Annotated in this window: 29 protein-coding genes and 1 other RNA gene; 12 read left to right on the forward strand and 18 right to left on the reverse strand. The window is 66.8% G+C overall.

Annotated elements, in window-relative coordinates; translation table 11 throughout:
• Nucleotides 1-62: 62 nt before the first annotated feature.
• A complete protein-coding gene (locus tag AC07M7_RS02795; protein ID WP_253078743.1) occupies nt 63-2090 on the reverse strand; it encodes a sodium-translocating pyrophosphatase in 2028 nt (675 codons plus the stop codon).
• A 257-nt stretch (nt 2091-2347) separates the two neighbouring features.
• Between AC07M7_RS02795 and AC07M7_RS02800 the strand changes: the two genes are divergently transcribed.
• Nucleotides 2348-2851, forward strand: a complete 504-nt coding sequence (locus AC07M7_RS02800; protein ID WP_223496440.1) for a hypothetical protein — start codon at nt 2348-2350, stop codon at nt 2849-2851.
• Nucleotides 2852-2931: 80 nt separating this feature from the next.
• Here AC07M7_RS02800 and AC07M7_RS02805 read toward each other — a convergent pair whose 3' ends face one another.
• Together AC07M7_RS02805 and AC07M7_RS02810 are read right to left on the reverse strand one after the other, a co-directional pair.
• Nucleotides 2932-3321, reverse strand: coding sequence for a DUF488 domain-containing protein (locus AC07M7_RS02805; protein ID WP_495206681.1), 390 nt, complete (start codon nt 3319-3321; stop codon nt 2932-2934).
• A gap of 118 nt (nt 3322-3439) precedes the next feature.
• Nucleotides 3440-4696, reverse strand: coding sequence for a 6-phosphofructokinase (locus tag AC07M7_RS02810; protein ID WP_482998407.1), 1257 nt, complete (start codon nt 4694-4696; stop codon nt 3440-3442).
• 136 nt (nt 4697-4832) lie between these two features.
• On the opposite strand from AC07M7_RS02810, the gene AC07M7_RS02815 reads away from it, so the two are divergent.
• From AC07M7_RS02815 to AC07M7_RS02825, 3 genes are all read left to right on the forward strand, one after another.
• A complete protein-coding gene (locus tag AC07M7_RS02815) occupies nt 4833-5396 on the forward strand; it encodes an adenylate kinase (RefSeq protein ID WP_012512023.1) in 564 nt (187 codons plus the stop codon).
• A gap of 327 nt (nt 5397-5723) precedes the next feature.
• A complete protein-coding gene (gene mpl, locus AC07M7_RS02820; RefSeq protein WP_482998408.1) occupies nt 5724-7088 on the forward strand; it encodes a UDP-N-acetylmuramate:L-alanyl-gamma-D-glutamyl-meso-diaminopimelate ligase in 1365 nt (454 codons plus the stop codon).
• Nucleotides 7085-7663, forward strand: a complete 579-nt coding sequence (locus AC07M7_RS02825) for an LON peptidase substrate-binding domain-containing protein (RefSeq protein WP_495206682.1) — start codon at nt 7085-7087, stop codon at nt 7661-7663. Before mpl ends, AC07M7_RS02825 begins: the two co-directional genes overlap by 4 nt.
• Before the next feature lie 72 nt (nt 7664-7735).
• Here AC07M7_RS02825 and AC07M7_RS02830 read toward each other — a convergent pair whose 3' ends face one another.
• Nucleotides 7736-9730: a bifunctional DedA family/phosphatase PAP2 family protein gene (locus AC07M7_RS02830; protein ID WP_046983027.1), complete on the reverse strand. Its 1995-nt coding sequence runs from the start codon at nt 9728-9730 to the stop codon at nt 7736-7738.
• Between the two features lie 85 nt (nt 9731-9815).
• On the opposite strand from AC07M7_RS02830, the gene AC07M7_RS02835 reads away from it, so the two are divergent.
• Nucleotides 9816-10478 carry a serine/threonine-protein kinase gene (locus AC07M7_RS02835; RefSeq protein WP_006389922.1) on the forward strand — a complete coding sequence of 221 codons (663 nt, stop codon included), beginning with the start codon at nt 9816-9818 and terminating at the stop codon, nt 10476-10478.
• Nucleotides 10475-10981: a DUF2867 domain-containing protein gene (locus tag AC07M7_RS02840; protein ID WP_430767102.1), complete on the forward strand. Its 507-nt coding sequence runs from the start codon at nt 10475-10477 to the stop codon at nt 10979-10981. The genes AC07M7_RS02835 and AC07M7_RS02840 overlap by 4 nt, the downstream gene beginning before the upstream one ends.
• Nucleotides 10982-11044: 63 nt before the next feature.
• On the opposite strand, the gene AC07M7_RS02845 is transcribed toward AC07M7_RS02840, so the two are convergent.
• Nucleotides 11045-11728: a hypothetical protein gene (locus tag AC07M7_RS02845; protein ID WP_100469489.1), complete on the reverse strand. Its 684-nt coding sequence runs from the start codon at nt 11726-11728 to the stop codon at nt 11045-11047.
• 108 nt (nt 11729-11836) lie between these two features.
• Between AC07M7_RS02845 and AC07M7_RS02850 the strand changes: the two genes are divergently transcribed.
• Nucleotides 11837-12655 (forward strand): SDR family oxidoreductase, encoded by an 819-nt coding sequence (locus AC07M7_RS02850; protein WP_253078738.1) that lies wholly within the window; start codon nt 11837-11839, stop codon nt 12653-12655.
• Nucleotides 12656-12727: 72 nt separating this feature from the next.
• On the opposite strand, the gene AC07M7_RS02855 is transcribed toward AC07M7_RS02850, so the two are convergent.
• Nucleotides 12728-13600 carry an ion transporter gene (locus AC07M7_RS02855; RefSeq protein ID WP_046983021.1) on the reverse strand — a complete coding sequence of 291 codons (873 nt, stop codon included), beginning with the start codon at nt 13598-13600 and terminating at the stop codon, nt 12728-12730.
• Between the two features lie 63 nt (nt 13601-13663).
• Here AC07M7_RS02855 and AC07M7_RS02860 point away from each other — a divergent pair, with 63 nt between their 5' ends.
• Complete coding sequence (locus tag AC07M7_RS02860; protein WP_006467246.1) at nt 13664-14890, forward strand: acetylornithine transaminase; 1227 nt, start codon at nt 13664-13666, stop codon at nt 14888-14890.
• Nucleotides 14891-14941: 51 nt separating this feature from the next.
• Here AC07M7_RS02860 and AC07M7_RS02865 read toward each other — a convergent pair whose 3' ends face one another.
• Nucleotides 14942-15544 (reverse strand): HAD-IA family hydrolase, encoded by a 603-nt coding sequence (locus AC07M7_RS02865; protein ID WP_495206683.1) that lies wholly within the window; start codon nt 15542-15544, stop codon nt 14942-14944.
• A gap of 123 nt (nt 15545-15667) precedes the next feature.
• Between AC07M7_RS02865 and azu the strand changes: the two genes are divergently transcribed.
• Complete coding sequence (gene azu, locus AC07M7_RS02870) at nt 15668-16117, forward strand: azurin (RefSeq protein ID WP_495206684.1); 450 nt, start codon at nt 15668-15670, stop codon at nt 16115-16117.
• 106 nt (nt 16118-16223) lie between these two features.
• Here azu and hemL read toward each other — a convergent pair whose 3' ends face one another.
• Both hemL and thiE read right to left on the reverse strand, forming a co-directional pair.
• Nucleotides 16224-17513, reverse strand: a complete 1290-nt coding sequence (gene hemL / locus AC07M7_RS02875) for a glutamate-1-semialdehyde 2,1-aminomutase (RefSeq protein ID WP_495206685.1) — start codon at nt 17511-17513, stop codon at nt 16224-16226.
• Nucleotides 17514-17529: 16 nt separating this feature from the next.
• Nucleotides 17530-18156, reverse strand: coding sequence for a thiamine phosphate synthase (gene thiE, locus AC07M7_RS02880; protein WP_495206686.1), 627 nt, complete (start codon nt 18154-18156; stop codon nt 17530-17532).
• A gap of 34 nt (nt 18157-18190) precedes the next feature.
• On the opposite strand from thiE, the gene AC07M7_RS02885 reads away from it, so the two are divergent.
• A complete protein-coding gene (locus AC07M7_RS02885) occupies nt 18191-18415 on the forward strand; it encodes a rubredoxin (RefSeq protein ID WP_014038358.1) in 225 nt (74 codons plus the stop codon).
• A gap of 71 nt (nt 18416-18486) precedes the next feature.
• Here AC07M7_RS02885 and AC07M7_RS02890 read toward each other — a convergent pair whose 3' ends face one another.
• From AC07M7_RS02890 to AC07M7_RS02925, 8 genes are all read right to left on the reverse strand, one after another.
• Entirely contained in the window at nt 18487-19332 is an 846-nt protein-coding gene (locus tag AC07M7_RS02890) for a SirB1 family protein (protein ID WP_010484022.1), read from the reverse strand.
• Nucleotides 19333-19629: 297 nt separating this feature from the next.
• Nucleotides 19630-20073: a DUF192 domain-containing protein gene (locus tag AC07M7_RS02895; RefSeq protein WP_046988280.1), complete on the reverse strand. Its 444-nt coding sequence runs from the start codon at nt 20071-20073 to the stop codon at nt 19630-19632.
• A gap of 20 nt (nt 20074-20093) precedes the next feature.
• Nucleotides 20094-20741, reverse strand: coding sequence for a ribose-5-phosphate isomerase RpiA (gene rpiA, locus AC07M7_RS02900; protein WP_046988281.1), 648 nt, complete (start codon nt 20739-20741; stop codon nt 20094-20096).
• A 22-nt stretch (nt 20742-20763) separates the two neighbouring features.
• Nucleotides 20764-21243, reverse strand: coding sequence for an EVE domain-containing protein (locus AC07M7_RS02905; RefSeq protein WP_012512007.1), 480 nt, complete (start codon nt 21241-21243; stop codon nt 20764-20766).
• The gene (locus tag AC07M7_RS02910) at nt 21240-21833 is read right to left on the reverse strand and encodes a 5-formyltetrahydrofolate cyclo-ligase (protein WP_495206687.1); all 594 of its coding nucleotides are present in this window, start codon (nt 21831-21833) and stop codon (nt 21240-21242) included. Before AC07M7_RS02910 ends, AC07M7_RS02905 begins: the two co-directional genes overlap by 4 nt.
• A gap of 83 nt (nt 21834-21916) precedes the next feature.
• Nucleotides 21917-22102, reverse strand: a non-coding RNA gene (gene ssrS, locus AC07M7_RS02915) — 6S RNA.
• Between the two features lie 97 nt (nt 22103-22199).
• Entirely contained in the window at nt 22200-22496 is a 297-nt protein-coding gene (locus tag AC07M7_RS02920) for a cell division protein ZapA (protein ID WP_006467013.1), read from the reverse strand.
• Complete coding sequence (locus AC07M7_RS02925; RefSeq protein WP_005410898.1) at nt 22493-22714, reverse strand: TIGR02449 family protein; 222 nt, start codon at nt 22712-22714, stop codon at nt 22493-22495. Before AC07M7_RS02925 ends, AC07M7_RS02920 begins: the two co-directional genes overlap by 4 nt.
• Nucleotides 22715-22868: 154 nt before the next feature.
• On the opposite strand from AC07M7_RS02925, the gene AC07M7_RS02930 reads away from it, so the two are divergent.
• On the forward strand, nt 22869-23417 hold the full coding sequence (locus tag AC07M7_RS02930; RefSeq protein WP_046988283.1) for a YecA/YgfB family protein: 549 nt from the start codon (nt 22869-22871) through the stop codon (nt 23415-23417).
• Between the two features lie 5 nt (nt 23418-23422).
• On the forward strand, nt 23423-24745 hold the full coding sequence (locus AC07M7_RS02935) for an aminopeptidase P N-terminal domain-containing protein (RefSeq protein WP_495206835.1): 1323 nt from the start codon (nt 23423-23425) through the stop codon (nt 24743-24745).
• 460 nt (nt 24746-25205) lie between these two features.
• Here the strand turns inward: AC07M7_RS02935 and pepQ are convergent, their stop codons facing one another.
• Entirely contained in the window at nt 25206-26537 is a 1332-nt protein-coding gene (pepQ, locus tag AC07M7_RS02940; RefSeq protein WP_482998416.1) for a Xaa-Pro dipeptidase, read from the reverse strand.
• Nucleotides 26538-26558 lie beyond the last annotated feature (21 nt).

Genomic DNA, 26558 nt, shown 5'->3' on the forward strand with positions numbered 1-26558 from the left:
ATCCCTTTCCGCAGGAAAGGGCTCTGACCCCGTCATGCCTGCCATCCACGCATGGCGTGGATCTACAGCAACGGCACCAGCAGCAGCGCCACGATGTTGATGATCTTGATCAGCGGGTTGATCGCCGGGCCGGCGGTGTCCTTGTACGGGTCACCCACGGTATCGCCGGTCACCGCGGCCTTGTGCGCTTCGCTGCCCTTGCCGCCGAAGTGGCCATCCTCGATGTACTTCTTGGCATTGTCCCAGGCACCACCGCCGGTGGTCATCGAAATGGCCACGAACAGGCCGGTCACGATCGTGCCGATCAGCAACCCGCCCAGCGCACGTGGCCCCAGCAGCAGGCCGACCACCACCGGTACCGCGACCGGCAACAGCGAGGGCACAATCATTTCGCGGATCGCCGAGCGGGTCAGCATGTCCACCGCACGGTCGTACTGCGGCTTGGCAGTGCCCTGCATGATGCCGGGGATCTCGCGGAACTGGCGCCGCACTTCCTCCACCACCGCGCCGGCTGCGCGCCCAACGGCTTCCATCGCCATCGCACCGAACAGATAGGGAATCAGACCGCCGATCAGCAGGCCGATGATCACCGTGTGATCGCTGAGGTCGAAGCGGAACTCCTGGCCGGGATTGGCTGCCTGCAGGTTGTGGGTGTAGTCGGCGAACAGTACCAACGCGGCCAGTGCTGCCGAACCGATGGCATAGCCCTTGGTGACCGCCTTGGTGGTGTTGCCCACCGCATCGAGCGGATCGGTGATGTCGCGGATCTCCGAAGGCAATTCGGCCATCTCGGCGATGCCGCCGGCGTTGTCGGTGATCGGCCCGTAGGCATCGAGTGCGACAATCATGCCCGCCATTGACAGCATTGCAGTGGCGGCGATGGCGATGCCGTACAACCCGGCCAGTGCGTGCGCGCCCCAGATCGCCGCGCAGACGGCGATCACGGGTAGCGCGGTGGACTTCATCGAGATGCCGAGGCCGGCAATGATGTTGGTGCCGTGGCCGGTGGTCGAGGCCTGCGCAACATGCTGCACCGGCTTGTACTGGGTGCCGGTGTAGTACTCGGTGATCCACACGATCAGGCCGGTCAATACCAGGCCGATCAGCGCACAGCCATACAGCGCCATCGGCCCGTGCACGTTGTCACTCATCAGTCCGGTGGTGATGGGGTAGAACGCGATCGCTGCCAGCACACCGGAGACGATCACCCCCTTGTACAGCGCTCCCATGATCGAACCACCGGGCTTCACCTTCACAAACAGCGCGCCGATGATCGAAGCGATGATCGAAACACCACCCAGCACCAGCGGATACAGCACCGCATTGGCACCAGCTTCGGTCAGCATCAGGCTGCCCAGCAACATGGTGGCGATCACGGTGACGGCATAGGTTTCAAACAGATCGGCGGCCATGCCCGCGCAGTCGCCCACGTTGTCGCCGACGTTGTCGGCGATCACCGCCGGGTTGCGCGGGTCGTCCTCGGGAATGCCTGCTTCGACCTTGCCGACCAGATCGGCGCCGACATCGGCACCCTTGGTGAAGATGCCGCCGCCCAAGCGCGCGAAGATCGAGATCAGCGATGAACCAAAGGCCAGGCCGACCAGCGCATGCAGTGCCTGTTCCATCGGTAGGCCCAGCCGCAGCAGCAGCGCGTAGTAGCCGGCCACGCCGAGCAGGCCCAGGCCGACCACCAGCATGCCGGTGATCGCGCCGCCGCGGAAGGCCACGTCCATTGCCGCGCTGATGCCGTGGCGCGCTGCCTCTGCGGTGCGTACGTTGGCGCGCACCGACACGTTCATGCCGATGTAGCCCGCAGCACCGGACAGCACCGCACCGACCGCGAAGCCGATCGCGGTGTACCAGCTCAGGAAGACGCCGACCAGCACGAACAGCACGACGCCGGCGATGCCGATGGTCAGGTACTGGCGGTTGAGGTAGGCGCGCGCACCTTCCTGGATGGCCGTGGCGATGGCGACCATGCGTTCATTGCCGGTGGGTTGGCGCAGGATCCAGCGCGCCGAGACGATTCCGTACAGGATCGCGAGAATGGCGCAGCCCAGCGCCAATGACAGCCCGTGACGTTCCAGCATTAGACCCCTCCGCAGAATGGATGGACAAGCATCCAGTGGCGATGAACGGCACCACGAGGGGGACGACGGGCTGCAGCCTGGAACCAACCCGTACCGACCTTGGTGGTCGTCCGACGTATGGCGGTGTTCAGCATTCCCTGGTGTCCGCAGTATGCGTGCCACCACCTGTGGAGTCGAGCGGCGCCCGGCAGGGTCTTCTTTGCACCCCGTTAAGCCAGCCTCTGCAAGCCTGCGCGCAGTCCCGTCGGAGAATCCCCATGCGCCTGTCCCTGTTGATGCTTGCCGTTCTGGCCCCGGCCATGCCTGCCTTCGCGGCGGAAGCACCGGAACTGCAGCGAGCGGTGGGTGCACCACAAGCGGTCGGCGCCGTGCATACGCTGCGGCAGATTCCCGAAGCCTGTGCCCGCCTGGAAGGCGCGTTCACCGGCCAGGCCGCCGAGCCCTATCGTTTCTCGGCGGTGCGTACCAGCGAGCAGTGCCAGCCGCGTGCCCGGTTTGTCGACTACAGCAAGGCGCAACCAAGCGCGGACAAGGGTTGGAAACTCAATGATGTGATCCGTGTTCCGAATGCCGCCTGCCCGGCACAGCAGGCGGTGGTGCGCGTATGGCGCCTTCCGGTGAACAACGCCCAGGCGCTGGATGGGCAGGGACAGTCGCGCATCTATCTGGAAGAAGCCAAGAAGCAGGCCGCCGCCGGCAAGATCCCGCAGGTGACGATGTTCGCCGCGCAGCTGCAGATGGAAGGCAAGGCCTGCAATTGAGGCTGAGCATCCACGCATGGCGTGGATCTACTGGGAGGGAGACCTGGGGTAGTGCCGGCCGCTGGCCGGCAACCCCGCGATCAATCCGCAAGCCTCGCTCCACGCGCCACCAGCAGCTCGCGCAGTGCCGATCTGTGGCACTGCGCCTCGTCCTCGCAATAGCAGCCCACCGCGATATCGCTGTGCTGCGATAGTGCGGCCAGCAGATCCAGCGCATGCGCCGCATCAGGCGCCTTCATCTCGGCTTTGTAGTGGCGGAAGAACGCATTCCAATCGGCAGCGGTCTTCGCCTCATGCGCCTGCTTCACCAGCTCCGCGCTGGGTGACAGCGTCGGGAACCACACGTCGTACCAGTCCTGCCGGGCAAATTCGCTGCGCGGCACACCGCGCGGCGGGCGCCGCACAGTGCCGATGCGCAGCCCCTCACCGGGCGCACGCGGTGTACCCAGTCGAACAACACGCAATGCCATGGCAGGCCTCCATAAAAAGGGGACGGAGGGGATTAAGTCGTATCCGGCCCATTGCTGACGCTGTTGGAGATGACGGAGGGGCAGATGCGACTTAATCCCCTCCGTCCCCTTTTTCGACTCAGCCCTCGAAGGCCGGCAGCTTCTGCTTCACCGCCACGTTTTTCAGCGTCACGTACTTCGGCAGGCCATCGGTGCCATACGGCAGCGGCGCTTCGCCCTTGATCAGCGGCGACAGGTAGGCGCGTGCCTTGGCGGTGATGCCGAAGCCATCGCGGCGGATGAAACCGGCGGGCATCTTCTTTTCATGGTTGGCGATCTTCGACAGCGGCGCCGCTTCGATCTTCCAGCGGTAGGGCGCATCACTGCTGCGCACGATCACCGGCATCACACCGTTCTGGCCCTTCAGTGCCAGCTGCACCGCGGCCTTGCCCACTGCCTGCGCTTGCTCCCAGTCGGTCTTGCTGGCCAGGTGGCGGGCCGAGCGCTGCAGGTAATCGGGCAGCGCCCAATGCACCTTCAGGCCCAATTGGTCCTTGACCCGGCCAGCCAGATGCGCGGCCACGCCGCCCAGCTGCGAGTGCCCGAACGAATCCTTGCCGCCACCGGCGTCGGCGACGAAGCGACCATCGGCGGTAGCGATGCCTTCCGAGGCCACCACCACGCAGTAGCCGACGCGGTCGACCACGGCCTTGACCTTGGCCAGGAACACCGCCTCGTCATAGGCGCGTTCGGGCAGCAGGATGATGTGCGGTGCTTCGTCATCGCCGTTGCCGGCCAGGCCAGCGGCCGCAGCCAGCCAGCCAGCGTGGCGGCCCATTGCCTCGTAGATGAAGACCCGGGTGGAGGTCTCGGCCATCGCCGCCACGTCCAGCGCCGCTTCGCGCACCGACACGGCGGTGTACTTGGCCGCCGAGCCGAAGCCGGGGCAGGTGTCGGTCACCGCCAGGTCGTTGTCGATGGTCTTGGGCACACCGATGCAGGTCAGGTCGTAGCCAGAGGCCTTGGCCAGCTGCGAGACCTTCAGCGCGGTATCGGCCGAGTCGTTGCCACCGTTGTAGAGGAACCAGCGCACGTCGTGTGCGCGCAGCACCTCCAGCAGGCGGTCGTAGCGGGCGCGGTCGGCGTCCAGCGATTTCAGCTTGACCCGGCATGAGCCGAAGGCGCCGCCCGGGGTATGGGCCAGCGCGCGGATGGCCGCGGCGCTCTCCTTGCTGGTGTCGATCAGCTCCTCGCGCAGGGCACCGAGGATGCCGTTGCGAGCAGCCAGGACCTTGATGCCCTTGGCCCGGGCCTGCTCGATCACCGCTGCGGCTGTGGCATTGATGACCGCGGTGACACCGCCGGACTGGGCATAAAGGAGAGTACCGTTGCGCATGCTTCTACCTGCTCGGGGGAGGGGACATTGCAGGGACATTACCCGTATGCGGTAAAGTGGCGCTATTGCGGTGCAGCGATACCGGACCGTCCGGGACGCGAACCTTCTTAATTTTCAACACGTTGGAGTCAGGTCAATGCGATTGGTTCTGTTGGGACCGCCCGGTTCGGGCAAGGGGACACAGGCGACGCGCCTGAAGGAAAAGCTGGGTATCGCCCACATTTCGACCGGTGACATGCTGCGCGCGGAAATCGCTGCCGGCTCCGAGCTGGGCAAGCAGGCCAAGGCGGTGATGGACGCCGGCAACCTGGTCTCGGACGACATCCTGCTGGGCATGCTGGAGTCGCGCCTGACCCAGGCCGATGTCGCCAAGGGCTTCATCCTGGATGGCTACCCGCGCAATGTGGCCCAGGCCAATGCGATGGACGGCCTGCTGGCCAAGATCGGCCAGCCGCTGGACGCGGTGGTGCAGCTGGACGTGGCCACCGAGCTGCTGGTCGACCGCATCGCCGGTCGTGCCAAGGAGCAGGGCCGCGCCGATGACAGTCCGGAAGCGGTGCGTCAGCGCCTGCAGGTCTACAACGACCAGACCGCCCCGGTGGTCGACTTCTATGCTGCCCGTGGCACCCTGGCCCGCGTCGACGGCGTCGGTGAGCTGGACGAGATCGAAGCCCGCATCCTGGCGGCGATCAAGGGTTGAACCGGCCGGGCCGGCACCTTGCCGGCCCCGGGCGCAATAAAACACAGGCCTGGTCCGCGAGGATCAGGCCTGTGTCGTTTCATAGGCGCCAGCAGAGGGCTTGCTCAGGGCCCCGCAGCATGAGCTCCCTTGGGGATGGCCTCTTGGGGAGTAGGACCGGTTCGGGTACTGCGGCTGGCAGTTCGAATTGTGTCCGGGTTCACAGAACATCGCTATCGGGATTTCCCTGACAGAAGATTGGAGTTTTCTCACATCCTGTGTAGGACTTGTCTTACCCCCGGTCGGACATTGGCCCTATACAGCCGTCATCAGTCACAATCCTCGGTCATGAGCAGCGTACATATCCTTGCAATCGCCGGCACCTTCATGGGCGGCGTGGCCGCCCTGGCGCGGGAACTGGGCCATACGGTCAGCGGCAGTGACCAGGCCATCTACCCGCCGATGTCGACCCAGCTCGAGCAGCTGGGCATCACCCTGGACCAGGGCTACCGCGCCGACAGCGTGCCGGCCGGCACCGGCCAGGTGGTGATCGGCAACGCGCTGTCGCGCGGCAACGCGGCCGTGGAGGCCGTGCTTGATGCCGGCCAGCGCTACATTTCCGGGGCGCAGTGGCTGTCCGAGCAGGTCCTGCCGGGGCGCGATACCCTGGCCGTCGCCGGCACCCACGGCAAGACCACCACCACCACCATCCTCACCTGGCTGCTGGAAAGCGCCGGCCGCTCGCCGGGTTTCCTGATCGGCGGCGTGGCCGAGGACTTCGGCGTTTCGGCCCGGCTGGGCAAGGGCCGCGAGTTCGTGGTCGAGGCCGATGAATACGACACCGCCTTCTTCGACAAGCGCAGCAAGTTCGTGCACTACCGGCCGCTGGTGGCCATTCTCAACAACCTCGAATACGACCACGCCGACATCTTTCCGGACGTGGCGGCGATCCAGCGCCAGTTCCACCACCTGGTGCGCACGGTGCCGGCTCGCGGCCGCTTGATCGTCAACGGCGAGGACCAGCACCTGGCTGAAGTACTGGCCATGGGCTGCTGGACCCCGGTGGAGCGTTTTGGTTTCGATCCCTCGCTGGAATGGCACGCCGAACTGCTGGCCGCCGATGGCAGCGCGTTCCGCGTGCACCATCGCGGGCAGGCACTGGGTGATGTGCAGTGGTCATTGCTGGGCCGCCACAACGTGCTCAACGGCCTGGCCGCACTGGCTGCCGCGCATGCGGTGGGCGTGGCCCCGGCCGAGGTGATTCCGGCGCTGGCGCACTTCCGCAGCGTCAAGCGCCGCATGGAAGTGATCGGCAGCCACGATGGCATCACCGTCTACGATGATTTCGCCCATCACCCGACTGCGATCGCCACCACGCTGGAAGGCCTGCGTGCCAAGGTCGGCGATGCGCGCATCGTGGTCGCGATGGAGCCACGCAGCAACTCGATGCGGCTGGGCGCGCATGCGCATGCGCTGGCCCCGTCGCTGGCGCTTGCCGATGAAGTGGTGTTCCTGCATCGTCCTGAGCTCGCGTGGGACGCGGCGGCAGTGATCGCCGCCGTGCGTGGTGAAGCGCATGCGGTGCCGGATACCGACGCACTGCTGGCGCAGCTGCAGTCCAGCGTGCGCAGCGGTGACCACGTGGTGTTCATGTCCAACGGTGGCTTCGACGGCGCGCCGCGGCGCTTCCTCGCCGCCCTGCAGGCCCGATGAGCGCCGACGATTCGCTGCCGCTGTTTCCGCTGCACACCACGCTGGTGCCGGGTGCAGCGGTGGGCCTGCGTGTGTTCGAGCGCCGCTACCTGGATCTGGTCCGCGACAGCGGCCGAAGCGGCGAGGGCTTTGGTGTCTGCCTGATCCTCGATGGCCAGGAAGTGGGGGCACCGGCGACGCCTGCGGCGTATGGCGTGCAGGTACGCATCGAAGACTTCGATGTCGGCGCCGACGGCGTGTTGCAGCTGCGCCTGCGCGGCACCCGCCGCTTCCATGTCGAGCGCACCCGCGTGCGCGACAACGGCCTGGTGGTGGCCGATGTGCATTGGTGCGAGGAAGATCCCGACGACGAACTGAAGCCGCAGCATGCGCTGCTGGCCACGGTGCTGGGGCACATCATCGAACAGGCGGGCGAGATCTATGCGCCCGCCAGCCCGGCACTGCTGGACCAGGCCAGCTGGGTCGGCTGGCGGCTGGCCGAACTGCTTCCGCTGAGCGAGCAGCAGCGCCTGCAGCTGCTGCAGATGGATGACCCGCACCAGCGGTTGCAGCAGTTGCTGGGCTGGATGCCGTAACCGGAAAACGCCAACCAAGGTTGGCATCTGCCAGGGCGCGGCGGTAGCGCCGGGCCATGCCCGGCGGCTCCATCACGGCGTGGTCTTCAACCGCAGCACCGGCAGCCCGGTTTCGCTGTGCACGTCTTCGCGCTGCGGCAGGTCCTGCACGGCGTCCTTCACCGCGTTCAACGCCGGGTCGACGCCGCGCAGCGGGTGCCACATGCCGATCCACTCGAAGTGGCGCTCGTAGCGCAGGGTCTGCGCGCTGCCCAGCCACAACGGCGTGTTGCCCGGCTGCAGCTGTGCCGGTGCAGGCCACAGGCGCAGCACATAGCGCTCATCCGGCTTCGCACCCTGGCGCACCATCAGCAGTGCTTCCACGCGGGTGTCCAGCGTTGCCGGCAACACCGGCAGTTCATCTGCACCGATGTTCTTGTCCAGCATCAGCAGCGCCTGCTGCCAGCCGGCCTGTTCCTGCCGCTTCCAGCCGCGCGCTTCCAGCTGTGCCTGCAGCGGTGCCAGCGGCCCGGCCACCTGCACGTCAAGCGGCCAGCGCTGGTCGTCGTCGAATTCGTTGCGGCGCGCCGGCAGCGTGGACCAGTCGTGCTGCCACCAGGCCTGCGCATCCATCGCCTGCGGGGCCGGCAGGGTCGGCTCGAAGCGTTCCAGCTTCACCGGAATGTGGCGCGGCGCGTACCACATCGCCGCTACCGCGAACACGCCATAGAACAACCAGGCCACCGGCTTTACCCAGAACGAGCGGTTGAAGCGGCGGCGGTAGGCGATGCCCAGCACCAGCAGCCAGAACGTGCCGAACAGCATGCCGCCGATCACATCGCTCAGCCAATGCGCGCCCAGGTACAGGCGCGAGAAGCCGATCAGGCTGACCACGATGCCGGACACCAGGTACGGCCAGACGCGGGTTCGGCCGGGCATCTCGCGGGCGATCAGCACCGCGAAGAAACCGAAGGTGATGGTGGCCATGGTCACCGACACCGACGGGAAGCCGAAACCGCTGCTGGCATCGACCGGGCGCACCACATCCACGGTGGCGCCCAGCAGCATGGTCAGCGCCAGGCCGAAGGCGAGTGCGGCCAGCCAGTGCGCGGCTGCCATCCAGCGCCGGCGCCAGATCAGGTAGCCCATCGCCGCCGCCGTGGCCGGCAGCAGTACCTGCCAGGCGCCCAGCGAAGCCAGTGCTGCCATCGGGTAGTCGGCCAGCGGGTTGCGCAGCGCCAGCATGGCCTGGTGCACCAGCAGGTCGATCGCCAGCGGTTCACCGTGCGCGACCACCACGGTGAGCAGCGCGAACCAGCCCCAGCCCAGCACCAGCAGCATCAACGCCAGCATCGCCAGCGGCACCGATTCACGGCGCTTGGGATCCAGCACGCCGACGGTGTAGCGGCCCAGGGTCGGGTGGCGGTTGGACCAGTCCAGCAGGCGCGCCAGCCAGTTGTCCATGCGCGCGGCCGACCAGCGGTAGCCGTACAGCACAATGGCCCAGACCAGGCTGAGGATCACCGCCAGCAGGCCGACCACCACTACCAGACGCCCGGCCACCGCCGCGACTGCGTCATAGGCTTCGCCAAGAATCCAGCCCGGCGCCAGGAACAGCACCGCCCACGAAATGCTGGCGATGCCGCTGGCCTGCACGTAACGGCTGGCTGGCATCTTCATCATGCCGGCAATGGCTGGCACGAACGGGCGGATCGCGCCGACGTAGCGTGCGATCAGGATGCTCTTGAACGCATTGCGGCGGAACAGGTTCTCGCCGCGGTCGAGTAGCTGCGGGTAGCGGCTGAACGGCCAGACGCCGCGCAGGCGGTCACCCCAGCGGCGCCCGATCCAGTAGCTGATGCCGTCGCCGGCAAAGGCGCCCAGGGCTGCAGCCGCAACCGCGTACGGCCCGGAGATCTGGCCCAGGCCGATGAACACGCCCACCGCGAACAGCAACGGCAGCGCCGGCACGATGGCGCCAAGAATGATGACCGCATCGCAGAAGGCGATGAGGAAGATAACGGCACCCGCCAGCACGGGGTGAGCGGCAATCCACGCGAGCGTGGCGTCGATCCATGAAGAGTCCATTGCCCGATTATAGGGGCGTGAAGGTGACTGGTTCCCAGCCGCTTCGTGACCGTTTGCAACCGGCGCCATCGCCTAGAATGGGCCCATGCCGCATACGCCAGACGCTCCACCGCATGCTTTGAAGGCCGACAGTTTCGGCCAGATCCTTCTTGTGAAAGGGCCCGATGGCCCCTTCGTGCGCCGTGATCTGGGCGCCACACCGCTGTGGCTGCGGCTGCCGGCCTGGTGGCTGGCCCGCCGCGAGGCACGCGCGCTGCAGCACATCCACGGCATGGCCGATGTGCCGCAGCTGCTGGCCTGGAATGGCCGCCACCTGGACCGCAGTTTCATGGCCGGCGATGCCATGTACCAGCGTCCGCCGCGCGGCGATCTGGCCTGGTTCCGCTCGGCGCGTCGGCTGCTGCAGCAGCTGCATCGCAACGGCGTTGCCCACAACGACCTGGCCAAGGAAGCCAACTGGCTGGTCACCGAGGATGGTCGGCCGGCGTTGATCGACTTCCAGCTGGCGGTGATCGGCAACCCGCGCTCGCGCTGGATGCGGCTGCTGGCCCGCGAGGATCTGCGCCACCTGCTCAAGCACAAGCGCATGTACTGCCGCGAGTCGCTCACCCCGGTGGAGAAGCGCGTGCTCAAGCGCACCTCGTGGGTGCGCGAGCTGTGGTTCGCCACCGGCAAGCCGGTCTACCGCTTCGTTACCCGCCGCATCCTGCATTGGGAAGACAACGAAGGGCAGGGGCCGAAGCCGTGAGCCGTGCGCAGCTGTTGACCCGCCCCCCGAGTGCGGGCAGCGTCCTGCGCTCACAGCTGGCCGGTGCCGACTTCGTGCACGCCTGCCAGGCGACGACCCGTCGCGATGGACGCTCGGCCCTGCAGGCCTACCGCGATATGGCCACGACCATTCCCGGCTGGTTCGACGGGCTGATGGCGCTGCGCAACCACGGCATGCGTCTGCTCGGCATGAAGCATCTGGGTTCGTTGCGGGCAGTGCAGGTTGTTGCGGATCCTCAACCGGGCCAGCGGCTGGGCATCTTCACCCTGCAGTCGATGGATGACGATGCCATCGTGCTGGAAGACGACGACCGCCATCTGCGCGTGCAGCTGGCTCTGCAGTGGCAGGGTGACGTGCTGGAAGTGGCCACCGTGGTGCATACCCATAACGCGTTCGGCCGGGTCTACATGCTGCCGGTGGCGCCGGTACATCGATTGATCGTGCCGCACCTGCTGCAGAAGCAGGTACGCGCCTATCGGTAGCGCAGGGCCATGCCCGGCGGCATTGAGCGTTGTGTCCGCCGGGCATGGCCCGGTGCTACCTGCTTACGGCGTTGCCGGCACCACCTGCTGGCCGATGAAGTTACGCTTGGCGTCGAAGTCGTAGGCGATCTGCAACTGCCCCACATCCGGGCAGGCGTGGCAGTCGCGCAGCGGCGTGCGGTACAGCAGGCGGATGCCGCCGTTCTCCAGCGGCGAAGCACCGGCCGACTGTGCTGGCGCGAACGGCGTGGCCTGCGGGTTGGTCTTCAGCAGTTCCTGTACGGCAGGATCGGCGCGCAGCGTGTCGTCCAATTGCACGGCATCCACGTCGATGCGCTTGCCACCGGCATCGACCAGTCGCGTGCCTTCATTGGTGTTGGCGCGGAACGGATACTCGACCGTGGCAATGCCCAGTCCTTCGTTCTCGTGCCAGGCGGTCACATAGGCCAGCTCGCCGCCGGTGGACAACTGCTCGGCGGCGGTAATGGCATCGGCGCTGGCGCCACCGGCGCGCATCGCATCGCGCAGGCAATCCCGGGTGGCCGCATTCTCGCCCTGGCGGCAGGCGTTGAGATCGCCATCCCAGACCACCGCCTCGCTCCAGCGCATCTTGCCGTCGGCGGCGGCCTTCTCCGCACTGGGCGCGTCACCGGCGGGCGGCTCCTTGCCGGGTTCCGGCGAACGGCCCTGGCAGGCAGTCAGCAGGGCAAGCCCCAGGGCAGGCAGCAACAGGCGGGAACGGCGCATGGCGTGGACCTCGTGCGTTGTCTGGAGGCCCGAGTATCGTCAAGGCCGGGTGAACTCCGCGTCGGCGCGGCATACTAGCGACTCATTGCATACGCTGGAGTGTGGAACGTGGGCAGTCTGCAGGGCAAAACGCTTTTCATCACCGGTGCCTCGCGTGGCATCGGCCTGGCCATCGCACTGCGCGCCGCGCGCGACGGCGCCAACGTCGCCATCGCGGCCAAGTCATCGGTGCCGAATCCGAAGCTGCCGGGCACCATCCATAGCGCGGCCGAAGCGGTAACGGCGGCTGGTGGCCAGGGTCTGGCCCTGAAGTGCGACATCCGCGAGGAAGAGCAGGTGCAGGCGGCGGTGGCGGCCACGGTCGATACCTTCGGTGGCATCGACATCCTGATCAACAACGCCAGTGCGATCTGGCTGCGTGGCACGCTGGATACGCCAATGAAGCGTTTCGACCTGATGCAGCAGGTCAACTCGCGCGGCAGCTTCCTGTGCGCGCAGGCCTGCCTGCCTTACCTGCTGGAGGCGCCGAACCCGCACATCCTCACCCTCGCACCGCCGCCGAGCCTGGACCCAAAGTGGTGGGCACCACATACCGGCTACACGTTGGCGAAGATGGGCATGAGCTTCGTCACTCTGGGGCTGGCCGCGGAATTCGGTCAGCAGGGCGTGGCGGTGAATGCGCTGTGGCCGCGCACGGTCATCGCCACCGATGCTATCAATATGATTCCGGGCGTGGATGCGGCCGGCTGCCGCACGCCGCAGATCATGGCCGATGCCGCGCATGCGGTGCTGGTGCGCGAAGCGACGGGCTTCCACGGCCAGTTCCTGATCGATGATGAAGTGCTGGCGCAGGCCGGTATCACCGATCTTTCGGGTTACGCGGTGGATCCGTCGCGTCCGTTGTTGCCGGATCTGTTCCTGGATTGAGCCCGGTGCATCCACGCAGTGCGTGGATCTACCGGGTAATCAGGTAGCGCCGGGCCATGCCCGGCGAATACCTCAATGGTTGAACGCATCCGGCAGCTGGCCACCACACTTGCGGCAATGGCGCGCATCCGGTTCGTGCCCTTCCAGTCCGCAGTCCGGGCAGCCACGCGCATCACGGCGCGCGGCCAGCTCGGCCTCGCGCATGGTGCTGGCCAGTTCGGCGGTGTAGATGCCGGTGGGCACGGCGATGATGCTGTAACCGATCAGGATCAGCACTGACGTGACGAAGCGGCCGAGCACGGTCTGCGGAACGATGTCGCCGAAGCCGACCGTGGCCATCGTCACCACCGCCCAGTACATGCTGGTGGGGATGCTGGTGAAGCCATACTGCGGCCCCTCGATCACGTACATCAGCGCACCTGCGATGATGGTGATGGTGATCACCGTGAACAGGAACACCAGCACCTTGCGCCGGCTGCGCCACAGCGACGTCATCAGGACGCCGCTTTCCTCGATGTAGCGGGTCAGCTTGAGGATGCGGAACACGCGCAGGATGCGCAGCGCGCGCACCACCAGCAGGCTCTGCGCACCGGGAATGAACATCGACAGATAGGCGGGCAGGATCGACAGCAGGTCGATGATGCCCCAGATACTCGTCGCGTAGCGCAGCGGCCGTTTGACCACTGCCAGCCGCAGCAGGTACTCGGCAGTGAAGATGATCGTGAAGCCCCACTCAAGCACGTACAGCCACGTGGACCACTCGGCATGCAGGTGCTGCACGCTGTCGATCATCACCACCAGGATGCTGGCGATGATCGCCACCACCAGGATCAGGTCGAAATTACGCGAGGGACGGGTGTCGTGGCGGTAGATGATGTCGAACCACCGACGGCGCCAGCCGGTCTCGGTGGCAGGGTTCAGCTGGGGGGCGGAAAACGGTCGCATGGGCGCATTGTGCCGCAGGGTTTCCGGCGCGAGAATGGGGATTCCTGAACCCTGCCGACTGCCATGACCGCCGCTACCGATCCGCTGATCTCCCTTTCGCACTATTACCTGCCGGTCTACAAGCCCCGCCAGGTGGTACTGGAGCGAGGCCAGGGCGCCCGCGTGTGGGACAGCCAGGGCCGTGAGTTCATCGACCTGGCCGCCGGCATCGCCGTGTGCGGCCTGGGCCACAACGATCCGGACCTGGTCGCCGCACTGGTCGAGCAGGCCGGCAAGCTGTGGCACACCAGCAACGTGTTCTACAGCGCACCGCCGCTGCACCTGGCCGAGGAACTGGTGAAGGCCAGCCGCTTCGCCGAGCGCGTGTTCCTGTGCAACTCCGGCGCCGAAGCCAACGAAGTGGCGATCAAGATGGTCCGCAAATGGGCCTCCAGCCAGGGCCGCCCGGCCGACAAGCGGGTGATCATCACCTTCCGTGGCAGCTTCCACGGCCGCACCATGGGCGCGGTCACCGCGACTGCGCAGCCGAAGTACCAGGAAGGTTACGAGCCGCTGCCCGGTGGCTTCCGCTACATCGATTTCAACGATGAGGTGCAGCTGGAAACCGCGATGGCCGCCGGCGACGTGGCGGCGGTGATGCTGGAACCGATCCAGGGCGAGGGCGGCGTGATGCCGGCCAAGTCCGGTTTCCTCAAGCGCGTGCGCGAACTGTGCGACCAGCACAACGCACTGCTGGTGCTGGACGAGATCCAGGCCGGCATGGGCCGCACCGGCACACTGTTCGCGCACTGGCAGGACGACGTGGTGCCGGACATGGTCACCCTGGCCAAGGCGCTGGGCGGTGGCTTCCCGATCGGCGCGATGCTGGCCGGCCCCAAGGTCGCTGAAACCATGCAGTTTGGCGCGCACGGCACCACCTTCGGTGGCAATCCGCTGGCTGCCGCCGTCGCGCGTGTGGCACTGCGCAAGCTGGCCTCGGCGGAGATCGCCGCCAACGTCAGCCGCCAGTCGAAGGCGCTGCGCGATGGCTTCGCCCGCATCAACGACGAGTTTGGCGTGTTCAGCGACGTGCGTGGCCGGGGCCTGATGCTGGGCGCGGTGCTGAGCAAGGACTTCGCCGGCCAGGCTGGTGCGATCCTCGATCACGCTGCCGAGCAGGGCCTGCTGACCCTGCAGGCAGGCCCGGACGTGCTGCGCTTCGTGCCGTCGCTGAACATCACCGACGAAGAAGTGGCCGAAGGCCTCAAGCGCCTGCGCGCAGCGATTGCTGCGTTCATCGCCGCGCGCTGAAGCCAGCGGCGATAACTATAGAGCCGAGCCCATGCTCGGCTCTACATTGGTTCACGCAATCTGGTAACGCTTCAACACCTTGCCCAACCCACGGCCATCGCGCACGGTTTCCGCGTGCAGGCCGGCGGCACGTGCGCCGCGCACGTTGGCGAACAGATCATCGACGAACAGCGTGCGCGCAGGCGCCACGTCCAGTGCTTCCAGCGTGCGCAGGAATACCGCAGGCGCCGGTTTGCGCAGACCGAAATCCGCGCTGCAGAACACGCGGCCCTGCAGGGCCGGGAACAGTTCCGGCAGCAGGCTGGGCAACGCCTGTACCATCAGCGCGCCATTGTTGGTCAGTACGGCCAGCGGCAGCTGCAGGGCCTGCAGCCGCTGCAGTACCGCGTGCTGCGGATGGCTGGCGGCCTGGCGCGCGGCAGTCCATGTCGCCACATCGACGGTGCTGCCCAGCAGCGTGCCCAGCCGTGCCAGATAGGCCGGACCGTCCAGCGTGCCATTGTCATGCGCGGCTTCCAGCCCGCTGTCGTACAGCGCGGCCTGCACGGTTTCCGGCGCGACATCCAGCACCCGCGCCAGATGCAGCACGCGCTGCGCGCGCTGGTATTGCACCAGCACGCCATCCACATCCAGCAGCAACAGGTCGATCCGCATTGGCCGAGCATGCCATTGCAGTGAACACGCGGGAAACCCTGGACCAGTCATGCGACAGACGGTCGCAGACGGGGCCGCAGGCGCCTGCCTAGAATGGCGCTTGAATCCGCAGGAGATGCAACGATGAAGGCTTGGATGGTGGTAGTGGGACTGGGCGCGCTGATGCTGGCGCCGTCGGCGATGGCGCGGGTGTGCGCGGTGAGCATCGACAGCACCGACCAGATGAGCTTCAGCAGCCGCGAGATCAAGGTGGCGGCCGACTGCACCGCCGTCGACCTGACCCTGCGCCACACCGGCAAGCTGGCCACTACCGCGATGGGCCACAACTGGGTGCTGACCCGCAGCGCCGACTACCAGCCGGTAGCAATGGCGGGCATGCGCATGACCTTGGCCGACAGCTACCTGCCGAAGGCCGACAAGCGTGTGCTGGCACACACCAAGGTGATCGGCGGCGGCGAAACCACGCGCGTGCGCTTCTCTACCCAGGGGCTGCAGAAGGGGGGCGACTACACCTTCTTCTGCTCGTTCCCCGGCCACTTCGCGATGATGAAGGGCAAGTTCGTCTTCGGTTGATGCCTTATGTAGAGTCGAGCCATGCTCGACTGCTCCGTGCCAACCAAGGTTGGCACCTACCAGATGCGGCAGTGCCAACCAAGGTTGGCACCTGCCAGAGCGAGGCTCAGCCCTTGGCGGCCTTGAACGCCACGCGCGCAGCGGCCAGCGTCGCTTCGATCACCGCATCATCGTGCGCGCTGGACAGGAAGCCGGCTTCGTACGCCGACGGTGCGAGGAACACGCCCTGGTCCAGCATCGCGTGGAAGAAGCGGTTGAACGCCGGGATGTCACAGGCGGTGGCCTGCGCATAGGTCTCCACCTTCTCGCTGGTGAAGAACAGGCCGAACATGGCGCCCACGCAGGTGGTGGTCACGGCCACGCCGGCTTCGGCGGCGGCCGCTTCCAGGCCGGCACACAGGCGCGCGGTGCGCTCGGCCAGGTCGGCGTGGAAACCCGGTTGCTGGATCAGCTCCAGCATCGCCAGGCCGGCGGCCATCGCCACCGGGTTGCCGCTCAGCGTACCGGCCTGGTAGATCGGGCCGGCCGGGGCGATCTGCTGCATCAGTTCGCGACGGCCGCCGTAGGCGCCCACCGGCATGCCGCCGCCGATGATCTTGCCGAAGGTGGTCAGATCCGGGGTGATGCCGTAATGCGCCTGTGCACCGCCGAGGGCGACGCGGAAGCCGGTCATCACTTCGTCGAAGATCAGCAGCGTGCCGTGCTTCGTGCACAGTTCGCGCAGGTGCTGCAGGTAGCCTTCGCGTGGCGGAATACAGTTGGCGTTGCCGACCACCGGTTCGATGATCAGGCCGGCAATGTCGTCACCCTGCTGCTCGAACAGGGCAGTGGCCGCTTCGAAGTCGTTGTAGGGCAGGGTCAGGGTCAGTTCGCTCAGGCCGGCTGGCACGCCCGGTGAGGTTGGCACGCCCAGGGTCAGCATGCCGCTGCCGGCCTTGACCAGGAACGAATCGCCATGGCCGTGGTAGCAGCCCTCGAACTTGACGATGCGGTTGCGGCCGGTGGCGCCACGGGCCAGGCGGATGGCCGACAGCGTGGCCTCGGTGCCGGAGTTGACCATGCGCACCATCTCGCAGGACGGCACCAGGCGGGTGATGGTCTCGGCCATGGTCACTTCCGCTGCGCACGGCGCACCGAAGGACAGGCCGTTGTCGATCGCCTTCTTAACCGCCTGGCGTACGGCGGTGTGGTTGTGGCCGACGATCATCGGGCCCCACGATCCCACGTAGTCGATATAGCGGTTGCCGTCGACGTCGTACAGGTAGGCGCCATCAGCGCGTTCGACGAAGAAGGGTTCGCCGCCGACCGACTTGAACGCGCGCACCGGTGAATTGACGCCGCCCGGCAGCAGCTGCTGGGCGCGGGAGAACAAGGCGTGGGACTGGTCGTGGTTCATGCGGATTTCCTGGGCATTACGCGAACTGGGCGAGGTAGGCGCGCTGGGTCGCCACCGGGTCTTCGGCGGCGAACACGCTGCTGACCACGGCGACCAGATCGGCGCCGGCGTCGATGATGGGACCGACATTGTCCGGCGTCAGGCCGCCGATCGCCACCCGTGGCACGCCCAGTGCGGCGCTTTGCCGCAGCAGGTCGGTATGGGCGCGGCTGTTGGTGACCTTGGTGGTGGTCGGGAAGAACGCGCCGAAGGCCACGTAGCTGGCGCCGGCGGCCACGGCCTTCTCGGCGTTGGCCAGCTGGTCGTAGCAGGACGCGCCGATGATGGCGTCCGCGCCGAGCAGGGCGCGCGCGCTGGGGATGTCGACATCGGTGCCGCCCAGATGCACGCCGGCGGCGCCGACCGCCTTGGCCAGCGCCGGGTCGTCGTTGACGATCAGCGGCACGCCGTGTTCCGCGCACAGCGCCTGCAGGGCGGTGGCCTGCTCCAGTCGCAGCGCGTCGCTGGCGGTCTTGTTGCGGTACTGCAGCCAGGTGGCTCCAGCGGCCAGCAACGGCGCGGTGCGGGCCAGCAGGCGCGCGGTATCGGGCTCGTCCGGGGTGATCAGGTAGACGCCGCGGGGCGCCGGGGAAGCAGAAGTCATCGATGGCTACCGGTGAGTGGGCCGCGATGGGACAATGGCGGCCCGTGAATCCAGCCCCGATTATCCGATGAGCGACGCCACCCCCACCACCTTGCGTACCTGGATGTGCGTGGTCTGCGGCTTTCTTTACAGCGAAGCGGAAGGCTTGCCGGAAGAGGGCATCGCGCCGGGGACGCGCTGGGAAGACATTCCCGAGACCTGGACCTGCCCGGACTGCGGGGTGACCAAGGCCGATTTCGAGATGGTCGAGGTCGATTGATTGCAATGGCCGCCGGGCATGGCCCGGCGCTACCGGTGGGTGCGGACCGTTGGTCCGCACATCGGCCACCCTCAATGCAGCCGCGGCACCGGCCCACCCAGGTCGATCAGCTTTTCGCGCAGCCACTGCGCATCGCTGGCCTCGGGATTACGCTTCAGGTACTGCCCCAGATCGTGCCGGGCACCGGCCAGATACTCCAGCTGCAGGTAGGCCAGGCCACGGTCGCGCAGGGCGTCGTCCTGCTCCGGGGCCAGTTTCAGCAGGCGGTCGGCACTGCGCGCAGCGCGGTCCCATTCGCCCGCTTCGGCATACACGCCGTGCAGGTTGCGCAGCATCCGCATCAGGATCGCGCGCGCAGGGGCCGGGTCGAGGATCTGCGCCAGCACCTGGTCGTCGGGCATCTGCCCACCCAGGTGTGACTTGGCCCGCTCGCGCAGTTCGTCCACGTCCAGCGGGCGGCCGCCATTGAACGGGTCCATCACCAGCACGCCGTCGTCCACCGGCAGGCGCACCAGGAAGTGCCCGGGGAAGGACACGCCGTCGAGCGGGATTCCCAGCCGGCGCGCGACTTCCATCTGCACCAGCGCCAGCGAGATCGGGTTGCCCAGGCGGCGCTCGAATACCTGGTTGAGGTAGCTGTTGCGCGGGTCGTAGTACTCGTCGTGGTCGCCGCTGTAGCCCAGCTCGTCGAACAGGTGGCGGTTGATCGCCGCCATCTTCAGCGGGCTGTTGTCGATGCTGTCCACTTCCGAGCGGAGGTGATCGACGTGGCTCTGGATCAGCGCGTCGTAGGTGGACGGCTGCAGATCGGGGTATTCGTCGCGCGCGATCAGCAGCGCGGTCGGCAACAGTGGCAGCGCCTCGTCTTCGAGGTCGGCCAGTGCATCCCAGTCGGGGAGTGAGATCCGGTCCTGCATGACCACAGACTGGCGTCATTCGCAGGCGGTTTCAAGCGGTACCGCGTGAAAAGAACATCGTCTTGGAACTGTCGTGTCGACCAAGGTCGACACCTACCAACAGCCGCCGGCCAACTGTCAGAGGTGGGGCGCTGTGGGCTTGCAGGACCGCAGGCGCCATGGATGGCGCCTACGAGCCCCCAGGGATGGGTTTACGGCGTGTCCTGCAGGCCCACACCGCCCCGCCATCTCTCGGTAGCCAGCTTTTGCCTTTGATGTTGATTCGGCGGATGCCGGGCGCAGCCCGGCAGAACCCTGTTACTCGATGCCCGGGCCGAAGGTCAGCTCAGTGCCGTCCTTCAGCTTGAGTTTCTCCGCCTGGCCGGCATTGAGCTCCAGCACATAGCGCGCCGGGCCTCCGCTGGGGTAGGGCGGGCACATGTCCCCGGCCGAGCACGGCGGCACATCGCGCTGCTGGCTGACCAGCTTGCGCTCGCTGTCGAAGTACAGGATGTCCAGCGCAAGCTTGGTGTTCTTCATCCAGTACGCCTGCATTTCCTCGCGGTCGTGGATGAACAACATGCCGTGGTCAGCGGCCATCTGGTCGCGGAACATCAGTCCGCGCGCGCGGGTTTCATCGTTGGTGGCCAGCTCTACCTGGTAGCGCGCACCATCCAGCTCGACCCAGTGGCGGGCCGCATCGGTGGCGCAGCCGGCCAGGGCCAGCAGCGGAAGCATCAGCAGCGAACGCAACAGCGACATCGTCAGGATCCTTGCAAAGGTCAGAGCACGACCGGCGGCTCGCCGCCGACGATCACCACATCGGCGCGACGGCGTGCGAACAGGCCGACGCAGACCACGCCCGGCAGCTGGTTGAGCTCGCGCTCCAGCTTTTCCGGATCGGTGATCTGCAGGTTGTGGATGTCCAGGATCTGGTTGCCGTTGTCGGTCACCACGCCTTCGCGCCAGGTCGGCTGGCCGCCGGTCATGTCGCGGATCTGGCGGGCGATCAGGCTGCGCGCCATCGGAATCACCTCCACCGGCAGCGGGAATCTGCCCAGCACCGGCACCTGCTTGCTCGGGTCGACGATGCAGATGAAGCGCTCGCTGGCCTCGGCGATGATCTTCTCGCGGGTCAGCGCGGCACCGCCGCCCTTGATCAGGCACTTGTTGGCATCGCACTCATCGGCGCCGTCCACGTACAGCGACAGGTTGCCGCTGTGGTTCAGCTCGATCACCTCGATGCCGTGCTGCTTCAGGCGCGCGGTGCTCTGTTCGGAGCTGGACACGGCGCCCTTGATGCGGTGCTGGATGCGGGCCAGGGCATCGATGAAATAGGCCACGGTGGAACCGGTGCCGACACCGACGATCATGCCGTCTTCAACGTACTCGATGGCTTTCTCGGCGGCCAGGCGCTTGGCTTCGGACATGGGAGAACTCTCAGGCAGGGAATCAGGATTTCTTTTCCAGCGACAGCAGCAGCTTCCACTGCGCAGCCGTCACCGGGAACACCGACAGGCGGTTGCCCTTGGCAACCAGCGGGAAGCCTTCGCCCAGCGCTTCGGCGTGCAGCTTGATCTCGTCCAGCGCGATCACCTGCTTGAGCTTGCGGTCGAAGGCCACGTCCACCAGCATCCAGCGCGGGTTCTCGCGCGTGCTCTTGGGGTCGTGGTAGTCGGATTTCGGGTCGAACTGGGTGTCGTCCGGGTAGGCCGTGCTGGCCACCGTGGCCAGGCCGACGATGCCCGGCACCTTGGTGTTGGAGTGGTAGAACAGGATGCCGTCGCCCACCTGCATGCCATCGCGCATGAAATTGCGCGCCTGGTAGTTGCGCACCCCGTTCCAGGGTTCGACCTTGACCTTGGCCAGGTCATCGATGGAGAAGGCGTCCGGTTCGGACTTCATCAGCCAGTAGCGCTTGCGGGCGGTCATGCGTTCACGGGGGCAGCGGAGGGGAACAGGGTGCCGTCTTCGGTGCAGATCGCATCCACCGGCACGTCCCACGACGCCACCGGCAAGGACTCGACCTGCTGCACCGCGAACGCCGCGCCGACCAGCCAAGGCGGCGCCGGCCGGTCGTGGCGGAAGGCGAAGCTGCGATCATACCAGCCGCCCCCCATGCCCAGCCGTCGGCACTGTGTGTCGAATCCCACCAGCGGGGTTACCACCAGCGCCATCTGCGCCGGTTCCAGGGTGTCTTCCACGGCTACATCCGGCTCGGGGATGCCGTAACGGTTGCTGGTCAGCGGTTGTCCGGGCCGCCACGGCGCGAAGCGCAGCGTGTCGCCTGCCAGAATCGGCAGGCAGTAGGTCAGTGTGTCGGGTAGCTGCAACTGCCATCGGTGCAGGGCGATTTCGCCATCCAGCGCCCAGTAGCCGGCCACCGCACCTTTGCGCGGGGCGAAGGGCAGGGCCAGCAGGGCATCGGCGAGGGATTCGGCGGCGGCGATGCGCTCACCGGCGGAAAGGTCGCGGCGGCGTTGCCGCAGGTCGTGGCGCAGGGCCTGGCGCGGGTCGGTCATGGCAGCGTGCGGCAAGGATCAGCCGTCATTGTGCCGGAAAGAACAAGGGCGACGCCCGAAGACGCCGCCCTTGCTGGAATATTGCATTCTCCGCAATGTCGATGCATGCGAAACGACCTTGAACCCGGGGGCTCAAGTGGGAACGCTGGAGAACCATCGGGCTTCCCGCTACAAGGCGGACCTGCACTCCCGGCGCTGTCGCGCTCCCGGTGTCGTTCTTAAGGGACAAGGCGAATGTTTGCACATGCCGTCGAGTACCGCAGAGAACGCGTGGCCATTATAGCCAGCACACAGGATCTGGATAGGCCGTTCGTCGGCAACAGTCCGTGCCAATTCAGATATGAGAAGACGCGTTATGCGCGTTTCTCACGCACCGCCGTCAATCGCACGGTCCAGGCGCCGGTTCAGGTCGGCCAGCGTCTGCTGCAGCGCCACCGCCTGGCGGGCGTTCTCGTCGCGCAGCAGCTGCAGTTCGTGGGCCAGGTTCAGCGCGGCCAGCACTGCAACGCGGTCCACCGCAGCCATGCGGTTGCTGCCACGGATCTCGCGCATGCGTGCATCGAGCAGGCGTGCGGCCGCCATCAGGCTGTCGCGTTCATCACCGCCGACACCCACGGTGTATTCACGATCGAGGATGCGGACACTGACCGGTTCGGCGCTCATGTGTGCTGCTCCAGGGATTTGAGCCGGCTGATCATTGCTTCCACCCGCGAGCGCGCCTGTTCGTTCTTGGCCAGCAGCGTGGAGCGCTCGGCCACCAGTTGTTCCTGCTGGTGGCGCAGGCTGCGGTTCTCCTCGGCCAGCCGCTGGTTGCGTTCAAGCAACGCTTCCACGCGGGCGGCGAAGTCCTGCAGCTGGGCAAGGGGATCGGCGGGTTCCATGCGGGCACGATAGGCAAGCGGGGCAAGGGCGGTCAAGCGCTGTCGCAGCAAGGCCCGGCGGCCACGGGGAGGAGGCCGTCAGGTTGCTACACTAGGCGGTCTCACGGGCGCGCGCGTGCGCGCTCCTGGTTTCCTTATCCGAACGAGCCGCACGATGACCGAACTTCCCTCCGTCGACGACGTTTCCCGCGCCAGCCAGGCGCTGGGCCTGGGTGCCACCGCTGCCGAGCTGCACGGTGCGCTGTGTGGCTGGCTGGCCGCTGGCGGCGCCCCCGGCAATGACTGGCCGGCGCGAGTGCTGGCCGACGACAATCTGGCCCCGGTGGCCGCCGACAGCGTGCTGGCTCAGCTGCTGCAGGCCACCATCAAGCAGCTGGAAGACCGCGACTTCGCCTTCGAGCTGCTGCTGACCGACAACGACGACGTGGCCGCGCAGGCCGATGCCATGTTCGCCTGGACCCGCAGCTTCCTCGGCGGCTTCGGCCTGGGCAGTGGCGGCCATCGCCCGGCGCTGTCGGAAGAGGGCGAGGAAGCGCTGAACGACATGGCCAGCCTGGCCCGCGCCTCCAGCGAGGATTTCGAGGCCGGTGGTGACGATGACGACGAAGCACTGTCGGAGATCGAGGAGTTCATCCGCGTGGCGGTGCTGTTGCTGCACGGTGACGTGGTGCTGGCCTCGCGCCACCGGCAGCGGCTGAATTGATGGATATCAAGCAGCGCACCGGCATCGCGGCCGGCGAGTACAAGCGTCGCCGCCGCCAGCTGATGGACATGGCCGGCGAGGACGCGATCCTGGTGCTGCCCGCCGCGGCCGAGAAGGTGCGCAGCCTGGATACCCATTACCCGTTCCGGCAGGATTCGGACTTCCAGTACCTGAGTGGCTTCCCGGAACCGGAAGCGGTGCTGGTGCTGATTCCCGGTCGCCGCCATGGCGAGGCGATCCTGTTCTGCCGCGAGCGCGACGCCGAGCGCGAAGCCTGGGACGGTGGCCGTGCCGGCCAGGAAGGCGCGGTGGCGCAGTACGGCATGGACGATGCCTATCCGATCGATGATCTGGACGAGATCCTGCCGGGCCTGCTGGAAGGGCGTTCGCGCGTCTATTACCACTTCGGCCGCGATGCCGACTTCGACCTGAAGCTGATCGGCTGGGTCAACCGTGTTCGTTCGCAGGTGCGCCACGGCGCGCAACCGCCGCATGAGTTCCTGGAGCTGGGCCATCTGCTGCACGAGCAGCGCCTGTTCAAGTCCGGTTCGGAAGTGGCGCTGATGCACCATGCCGCGCAGATCAGCGTGCGCGCGCACCTGGCGGCGATGAAGGCAGCGAGGGCGGGCATCCACGAGTACGAACTGCAGGCCGAACTGGAGCGGGTGTTCCGTGCCAGCGATGCGGTGCCGGCGTACTGCAGCATTGTCGGTGCCGGCCGCAACGGTTGCATCCTGCATTACCGCGACAACAACGCACGTTCGCGCGACGGCGAACTGGTGCTGATCGATGCCGGTGCCGAGTACCGTGGCTATGCCAGCGACATCACCCGCACCTTCCCGGTGAACGGCCGCTTCAGTGCCGAACAGCGCGCGCTGCACGACCTGGTTGGTGATGCACAGGCCGCGGCACTGGCCCAGGCCAAGCCGGGCGTGGCCTACGAGATGGGGCACCTGGCGGCGGTGCAGACCCTGACCGAAGGCCTGCTGCGGCTGGGCCTGCTGAAGGGCACGCTGGAAAAGAACCTGTCCGAGGGCCTGTACCAGCGCTTCTACCGGCACAAGACCGGGCACTGGATCGGCATGGACGTGCACGACGTGGGCGACTACCGCCTGGCCGGCGATTCGCGCCTGCTGGAGCCGGGCATGGCGTTCACCATCGAGCCGGGGCTGTACATCGGCGTGGACGACACGACGGTGGAACCGCGCTGGCGCGGTATCGGCATCCGCACCGAGGACGATGTGCTGATCACCGATGACGGCCATCGCGTGCTGACCGAGGGCCTGGCGCGCAGCGCCGACGAGATCGAAGCGGTGATGGCGGGGTAAGGGGTTTCGGCAGGGCTTGCAGCCCTGCACCCGCTGCAATCAACGGCAACTGCCAATGCCAGAGCGGCATTCCGTGGGATGGCGGGGCGGTGTGGGTGGTCAGGACACGCCGTAAACCCATCCGTGGGGGCTCGATGGCGCCATCCATGGCGCCAACGGTCCTGACCACCCACACCGCCCCACCTCTGACAGATTCCTGCGGCTGTTGGTAACGGCGGTTGCTGGAACGAACGACGATTGGTAGGTGTCGACCTTGGTCGACACAGAGCGAGCGCAGCGAGCGACCCGCTTTTGCTTTTCTTTTTTCTTTTCCGTGGGTGAACGCGCGCAGGAAACTGTCAGAGGTGGGGCGGGGTGGGTTCGCGGCCAAGCCTCCAGGGATGGATTCACGGCGTCCCCCGCGAACCCACCCCGCCCCGCCAAGCGCGGCTTTTGATTTCAGCGACCAACCACGAGGGGCTCAGCCGTTGGCCGCCGCAAACTCCGGCCGCGTCAGATTGTCCGCTTCGCCCTCGGTGCAGAGCACTTCGTCTTCGATGCGGATGCCGCCGTACGGACGGAAGAAGTCCACACGGTCCCAGTTGATCGCATCGCCATGGCCGGCGTCCTTTACTTCATTCAACAGCATGTCGATGAAGTACAGGCCGGGTTCGATGGTCACCACCATGCCCGGTTCCAGCACGCGGGTCAGGCGCAGGTACGGGTGGCCGGCCGGGCGCTCGATGCGGCCGCCTTCATCGCTGGCCGCGAAACCGGCCACGTCGTGTACCTGCAGGCCGATCAGGTGGCCGATGCCGTGCGGGAAGAACGCGGCGCTGACGCCGGTCTCCAGTGCGGTCTGCGGCGAGACCTTGATCACGCCGAAGTCCTTCAGCACGCCCATCAGCGAAAGATGCGCGTCCACGTGCAGCTGCTTGTAGTCGAAGCCCGGGCGCACCGCCGCGCACATCTGCTGCTGCGCGGCATCGACGGCAGCGATCATCGCCGCGAACTCGTCGTGGCCGTGTGCGGCGTAGGTACGGGTGATGTCGCTGGCATAGCCGTGCGCGCTGGCGCCGGCATCGATCAGGAAGCTGCGCAGCGGCTGCGGCGCCTTGCGGCCCAGCTCGGTGTAATGCAGCACGGCGGCGTGTTCGTTCAGCGCCACGATGTTGCCGTACGGCAGCTCGGTGGCATCCTGGCCCACGGCCTGGCAGTACGCCATGTGGATGCTGAACTCGTCGGCGCCGTTGCGGAACGCGGCTTCGGCGGCGCGATGGCCGCGCACGCCCAGCACCTGCGCCCGGCGCATCAACGCGATTTCATACGGCGTCTTGCTGCCGCGGTGCCATTCCAGGTAGTTCACCACCGGTGCCGGGTTGTTCGGCACGTAACTGCCCAGCGCGCTCTGCGGCTCGCCGAGGATCGCGCAGCGCGACGGGTCGGCCGGCAGCAGCGCCAGCGCCTCTTCGGGCTTGCGGATGATGTGGATGTCGAAGTGCTCCACCCACCAGCCGCTGGGTGCGTCCGGTACCACGTGCCAGTAATCGAACGGCTGGTGGAAAATCACCGCCGGGCGCTTGCCGGGGGTGAACACGATCCAGCTGTTGGGCACGCGGGTCAGCGGCAGCCAGGCCTTGAACTGCGGGTTCACCGCGTACGGGTAGTCGCGGTCGTCGAACACCTGGTAGTGCAGGGTGCCGCTGGGCACCACCAGATGGTCGAGGCTGCCGCGGGCCAGCGCCTGTTCGGCGCGTCGGCACAGCACGGCCAGGTGGTCGGAATACAGGGCGCCGGGGTCTTGCTGGATCATTGCGGTGGCTCGACACGGAAA

Source organism: Stenotrophomonas sp. GW821-FHT09E08 (assembly GCF_059416125.1).

Coding starts and splice junctions, on each gene's coding strand:
- AC07M7_RS02795 (WP_253078743.1), bottom strand. CDS start 2,090: ATGCTGGAACGTCACGGGCTGTCATTGGCGCTGGGCTGCGCCATTCTC.
- AC07M7_RS02800 (WP_223496440.1), top strand. CDS start 2,348: ATGCGCCTGTCCCTGTTGATGCTTGCCGTTCTGGCCCCGGCCATGCCT.
- AC07M7_RS02805 (WP_495206681.1), bottom strand. CDS start 3,321: ATGGCATTGCGTGTTGTTCGACTGGGTACACCGCGTGCGCCCGGTGAG.
- AC07M7_RS02810 (WP_482998407.1), bottom strand. CDS start 4,696: ATGCGCAACGGTACTCTCCTTTATGCCCAGTCCGGCGGTGTCACCGCG.
- AC07M7_RS02815 (WP_012512023.1), top strand. CDS start 4,833: ATGCGATTGGTTCTGTTGGGACCGCCCGGTTCGGGCAAGGGGACACAG.
- mpl (WP_482998408.1), top strand. CDS start 5,724: ATGAGCAGCGTACATATCCTTGCAATCGCCGGCACCTTCATGGGCGGC.
- AC07M7_RS02825 (WP_495206682.1), top strand. CDS start 7,085: ATGAGCGCCGACGATTCGCTGCCGCTGTTTCCGCTGCACACCACGCTG.
- AC07M7_RS02830 (WP_046983027.1), bottom strand. CDS start 9,730: ATGGACTCTTCATGGATCGACGCCACGCTCGCGTGGATTGCCGCTCAC.
- AC07M7_RS02835 (WP_006389922.1), top strand. CDS start 9,816: ATGCCGCATACGCCAGACGCTCCACCGCATGCTTTGAAGGCCGACAGT.
- AC07M7_RS02845 (WP_100469489.1), bottom strand. CDS start 11,728: ATGCGCCGTTCCCGCCTGTTGCTGCCTGCCCTGGGGCTTGCCCTGCTG.
- AC07M7_RS02855 (WP_046983021.1), bottom strand. CDS start 13,600: ATGCGACCGTTTTCCGCCCCCCAGCTGAACCCTGCCACCGAGACCGGC.
- AC07M7_RS02860 (WP_006467246.1), top strand. CDS start 13,664: ATGACCGCCGCTACCGATCCGCTGATCTCCCTTTCGCACTATTACCTG.
- AC07M7_RS02865 (WP_495206683.1), bottom strand. CDS start 15,544: ATGCGGATCGACCTGTTGCTGCTGGATGTGGATGGCGTGCTGGTGCAA.
- azu (WP_495206684.1), top strand. CDS start 15,668: ATGAAGGCTTGGATGGTGGTAGTGGGACTGGGCGCGCTGATGCTGGCG.
- hemL (WP_495206685.1), bottom strand. CDS start 17,513: ATGAACCACGACCAGTCCCACGCCTTGTTCTCCCGCGCCCAGCAGCTG.
- thiE (WP_495206686.1), bottom strand. CDS start 18,156: ATGACTTCTGCTTCCCCGGCGCCCCGCGGCGTCTACCTGATCACCCCG.
- AC07M7_RS02885 (WP_014038358.1), top strand. CDS start 18,191: ATGGCGGCCCGTGAATCCAGCCCCGATTATCCGATGAGCGACGCCACC.
- AC07M7_RS02890 (WP_010484022.1), bottom strand. CDS start 19,332: ATGCAGGACCGGATCTCACTCCCCGACTGGGATGCACTGGCCGACCTC.
- AC07M7_RS02895 (WP_046988280.1), bottom strand. CDS start 20,073: ATGTCGCTGTTGCGTTCGCTGCTGATGCTTCCGCTGCTGGCCCTGGCC.
- rpiA (WP_046988281.1), bottom strand. CDS start 20,741: ATGTCCGAAGCCAAGCGCCTGGCCGCCGAGAAAGCCATCGAGTACGTT.
- AC07M7_RS02905 (WP_012512007.1), bottom strand. CDS start 21,243: ATGACCGCCCGCAAGCGCTACTGGCTGATGAAGTCCGAACCGGACGCC.
- AC07M7_RS02910 (WP_495206687.1), bottom strand. CDS start 21,833: ATGACCGACCCGCGCCAGGCCCTGCGCCACGACCTGCGGCAACGCCGC.
- AC07M7_RS02920 (WP_006467013.1), bottom strand. CDS start 22,496: ATGAGCGCCGAACCGGTCAGTGTCCGCATCCTCGATCGTGAATACACC.
- AC07M7_RS02925 (WP_005410898.1), bottom strand. CDS start 22,714: ATGGAACCCGCCGATCCCCTTGCCCAGCTGCAGGACTTCGCCGCCCGC.
- AC07M7_RS02930 (WP_046988283.1), top strand. CDS start 22,869: ATGACCGAACTTCCCTCCGTCGACGACGTTTCCCGCGCCAGCCAGGCG.
- pepQ (WP_482998416.1), bottom strand. CDS start 26,537: ATGATCCAGCAAGACCCCGGCGCCCTGTATTCCGACCACCTGGCCGTG.